Origin of the sequence: Streptomyces sp. NPDC059853 (assembly GCF_042731495.1) — a bacterium.
Classification (GTDB): Bacteria; Actinomycetota; Actinomycetes; order Streptomycetales; family Streptomycetaceae; genus Streptomyces.
The window spans coordinates 1-4,215 of the sequence record NZ_JBHWJL010000386.1 but is presented as its reverse complement, the minus strand read 5'-3'; the positions used below and the strand labels follow the sequence as shown (position 1 = coordinate 4,215).

Below are 4,215 nucleotides of genomic sequence, written 5' to 3'. Positions count from 1 at the left end.
TGTCTTTCCTCGCTGGGGGTGGGGGCGGCCCCCCCCCGCGCCGCCCCCCCCACCCCGGCGCGTGTCCCGGGCGTCAGCCCCGGAACGCCTCAAGTCCGGTGAGCGCCTTGCCCAGCACCAGCTGGTGCATCTCACTGGTGCCCTCGTACGTGAGCACCGACTCCAGATTCCCGCAGTGCCGCAGCACCGGGTACTCCAGCGAGATCCCGTTGGCCCCCAGGATCGTCCGGGCGGCGCGGCAGATCTCCAGCGCTTCCCGGACATTGTTCAGCTTGCCGAAGCTCACCTGTTCCGGCCGCAGCCGCCCCGCGTCCATCCGGCGGCCCAGATGGTGCGCCAGCAACAGCCCCTTGTGCAGCTCCACCGCCATGTCCGCCAGCTTCGCCTGGGTCAGCTGGAAGCCGGCCACCGGACGCCCGAACTGCTCCCGCTCCCCCGCGTACGACAACGCTGTCTCGAAACAGTCCCTGGCCGCCCCCAGCGCACCCCAGACGATGCCGTACCGGGCATGCGCGAGCGTGGCCAGCGCCGCCCCGAGACCCCGCGCCTCCGGCAGCACCGCCTCGGCGGGCAGCCGCACCCCGTCCAGCACCAGCTCGCTGGTCACCGACGCCCGCAGCGACCACTTGTGCCGGATCTCCGTGGCGCTGAACCCGGGCCGGCCGGTGGGCACCACGAACCCCCGCACCCCCTCCTCCGTACGGGCCCACACCACCACCACGCCCGCCACCGAACCGTTGGTGATCCACATCTTGCGGCCCGTCAGCACCCAGTCACCGCCTTGGCGCTCGGCGCGAGTCCGCATCCCGGCCGGATCGGAGCCGTGGTCGGGCTCGGTCAGCGCGAACGCGCCGATCGTCTCACCGCGCGCCATCGACGGCAGCCAGCGCTCGCGCTGCTCCGGCGAGCCGAACCGGTGGATCGCGTACATCGCCAGCGATCCCTGCACCGACACCAGCGAGCGGATCCCGGAGTCCGCCGCCTCCAGCTCCAGACAGGTCAGCCCGTACTGCACGGCGGACGCCCCCGCGCAGCCGTAGCCCCGAAGCGTCATGCCCAGCGCGCCCAGGGCACCCAGCTCCCGGGCCAGTTCGGGCACCGGGGCGCGCCCCTCCTCGTACCACCGCGCGATGTGCGGCCTGACCCGCTCGTTCGCCCAGGCGCGGGTGGTGCGCCGCACCGCCAGGTCCTCGGGACCGAGGAGGTCGTCGAGCCCGAGCGGGTCGGCCGGGTCGAAGGGCGGCAGGGTACCGGTGGGCATGGGGATGCCTCCTGGGGCCGGGAACGCGGGGCGGGGTGACGCTACGGCCGGGTGACCCCGGTGGGCAAGAGCGGCCGCTCCCGCGGCCCGTGCTGCGGGCCGACCGGGGCCGGGGCGCTCCCCGGTGCGGCGGTGGCCGGTTCGGCGACCGGCAGCCGGGGCAGCCGCAGCGCCGCCAGGGCGCCGAGCAGCAGCAGGACGGCGCTGGCGGCCAGCGTCAGATGCATCCCGTGGACGTACGCCTCCCGGGCGGTCTGCCGCAGCGCGAGGCCCGGACCGCCGCCGAGCTGGGCGGCCACCGAGTACGCCTCGCCCAGCGAGTGCGCGGCCGCGGCGGTGTGCTCCTCCCCCACGCCCTGGGTGCCGCGCACGGCGGGCCCGTACACGGCGTTCATGATGCTGCCCAGCAGGGCGATGCCGAGCCCGGCGCCGAGCTGGTACGCCGTCTCGCCGATCGCCGCGGCGCCACCGGCCCGGCCGGGCGGCGCGTCGGAGAGCATCGACTCGTAGGAGGCGAACAGCACCGTCTCCAGGCCGAAGCCGAGCAGCACGAACCCGGTGGCCATCAGCAGCGGCCGGTCCTGCGCGCCCAGCGGCATCAGGGTGAGGACCGCGCAGGCGGTCAGCAGGAAGCCGAGCGAGACCATCAGCCGCGGCCCCAGCCGCTGGAGGAGCCGGGCGCCCAGCAGCCCCGCGGTGATCGCGGCCAGGCTGAGCGGCAGCAGCCGCAGCCCGGTCTGCAGCGGGGTGAGGCCGAGCACCAGCTGGAGGTACTGGGCGGCGATCAGCGCGAGCCCGACCAGCGCCAGCACGGTCAGCACGATGCAGCCCACCGAGGTGCCGAAGGCGGGCCGGGCGAAGGCCCGCAGGTCGATCAGCGGGTGCGGCCGCGCGCGCTGGCGGCGGACGAAGACCGTCAGCAGCACCGCGCCGGTCAGCGCGGCCAGCAGGGTGAGCGGGCTGTACAGCTCGCCGCCGCCCGCCCGCTTGAGCGCCATGATCAGCGTGAACAGGCCGCCGGCCGCCAGCAGCGCCCCGGTCACATCCCAGGGGCCCTCGCGGTCCCCGGTGGACTCCGGCAGCAGCCAGCGCGCCACCGGCAGGCACAGCAGCATCAGCGGGATGTTGACGAGGAAGACCGAGCCCCACCAGAAGTGCTCCAGCAGCGCGCCGCCCACCAGCGGGCCGATCGCCGCGCCCACCGCCGCGACCGCGCTCCAGATGCCGATCGCCAGCGCGCGCTCCCTGCGGTCGGGGAAGACGTGCCGCAGGATCGAGAGCGTGGCCGGCATGATCATCGCCCCGCCCACGCCGAGCAGCGCGCGGGCGACGATCAGCACCCCGGGGGTGGTGGCGCACGCGGCCAGCGCGGAGGCGAGGCCGAAGCAGGCGTATCCGAGCAGCAGCACCCGGCGGCGGCCGATCCGGTCCCCGAGGGTGCCGAAGAGGATCAGCAGGGAGGCGCACATCAGCGGGTAGACGTCCACGATCCACAGCAGCTCCACCGCGCCGGGCCGCAGGTCCTCGGTGACGGCGGGTACGGCGACGTGCAGCACGGTCGCGTCGATGGCGACCAGCAGCAGGCTGACGCACAGCACGACCAGAACCGACCAGCGGTTGCGGTCTCGGACGGGGAGCGGACTCGCCATGGGCGCGGGCACCTTGGGGACGGGCTGAGCGGGCGGACGAGCCACAGCGTACGTCAGGGGCGGGCCGGAGCCCCAGGGACTCCGGGCCGTGACCGGCGGGCCGTACGGCCCGTCCCGTGTCACCCGGAAAGCCCTGAAAGAAAAACAATCCGAATGGCCGTACCATCATCGCCAGATCGGCAAATCATGGGTTCCGGGAAATTGGTAAAGCCGGGTGAACAGCGGGAAAACTCCAGGCCAATCATCCCGGGAAAAGACTCCCGGCACATCACATCGGCATCACGAAAGCAGGCCGGAGTCGAAGCGCTCCTATCACCGGCTGTAATCTTGCTGAGGTGCGTACCGACCGATTCTTTGCCCGCCTCGAGCAGGAGCCGCAGCGACCGGCCGTCGCGGCTCCCGGCATGAGCCGTACCCGGGTCGCACTCCTGTGGGCGACGCTGGGCGCGTACGCGACGATCGTGGCGGCGGTGCTGAGCACGTCCTGGCTGGTCAGGTTCGACTGGCAGGTGATGCTGTTCCGGCCCTACAAGCAGTGGCCGGGCCTGCACGCCTTCCTCGACTACTTCGTGGTGCTCGGGCAGCGCGGCCCCACGGCGGTGCTGGTGGCGGCCTGGCTGGGGTGGCGCTCGTGGCGGCAGCGCACCCTGCGTCCGCTGCTGGTGATGGGCGTGGCGCTGCTGGCGCTGAATCTCTCGGTCGGCGCGGCGAAGCTGGGCATGGCCAGGGAAGGGCCGCACTACGCGAATGACATCGGCTCCAACGAGATGTGGTTGAACGGCGATATATTTCCCTCCGGCCACACCGCCAACGCCGTGGTGACCTGGGGGATTCTCGCCTATCTGGCCACCACGCCCCGGGCCCGCAGAACGCTGTCGATCATCGCCGCGGTCTTCGCGCTCGGTGTGGGCGCCACCACGGTCTATCTGGGGACCCACTGGGTGAGCGATGTGCTGCTCGGCTGGGCGGCCGGGCTGCTGATCCTGCTGGCGCTGCCCTGGTGCGAGCCGGTGATCGCCGAGGTGGAGCGCCGGCTGCTGGTGCTGCGGGACCGGCTGAGCGGGAGAGCCGGGCGGCCGTCGCACGTCGTGCTGCCGGCGCCGGAGGTCACCCCGGTCACGCTTCCGCCCGACCCCGCGGGGGCCCGGGCCACCACCGCGCTGCCGGCCCGGCTCGCGAAGGCGCACACACGGGCGCCCGCCGTCCGGCCGCTCCCGCCCGAGGGCAGGCCGGCGGGTGGGCGGCCGCCGGTGCGGCCCGTCGAGCCGCTGGGGGGCTCGTTCAGCCCTGCCAGCAGCGCACCAC

Annotated in this window: 3 protein-coding genes; 1 reads left to right on the top strand and 2 read right to left on the bottom strand. The window is 73.6% G+C overall.

Annotated elements, in window-relative coordinates; genetic code table 11:
• Window positions 1-73: 73 nt before the first annotated feature.
• Together ACFV5N_RS25395 and ACFV5N_RS25390 are read right to left on the bottom strand one after the other, a co-directional pair.
• Window positions 74-1,261, bottom strand: a complete 1,188-nt coding sequence (locus tag ACFV5N_RS25395) for an acyl-CoA dehydrogenase family protein (protein WP_385604155.1) — start codon at window positions 1,259-1,261, stop codon at window positions 74-76.
• Window positions 1,262-1,302: 41 nt separating this feature from the next.
• Window positions 1,303-2,910, bottom strand: coding sequence for an MFS transporter (locus tag ACFV5N_RS25390; protein ID WP_385604152.1), 1,608 nt, complete (start codon window positions 2,908-2,910; stop codon window positions 1,303-1,305).
• 404 nt (window positions 2,911-3,314) lie between these two features.
• On the opposite strand from ACFV5N_RS25390, the gene ACFV5N_RS25385 reads away from it, so the two are divergent.
• The coding region (locus ACFV5N_RS25385) for a phosphatase PAP2 family protein (protein ID WP_385604150.1) at window positions 3,315-4,215 on the top strand (901 nt) is incomplete at its 3' end.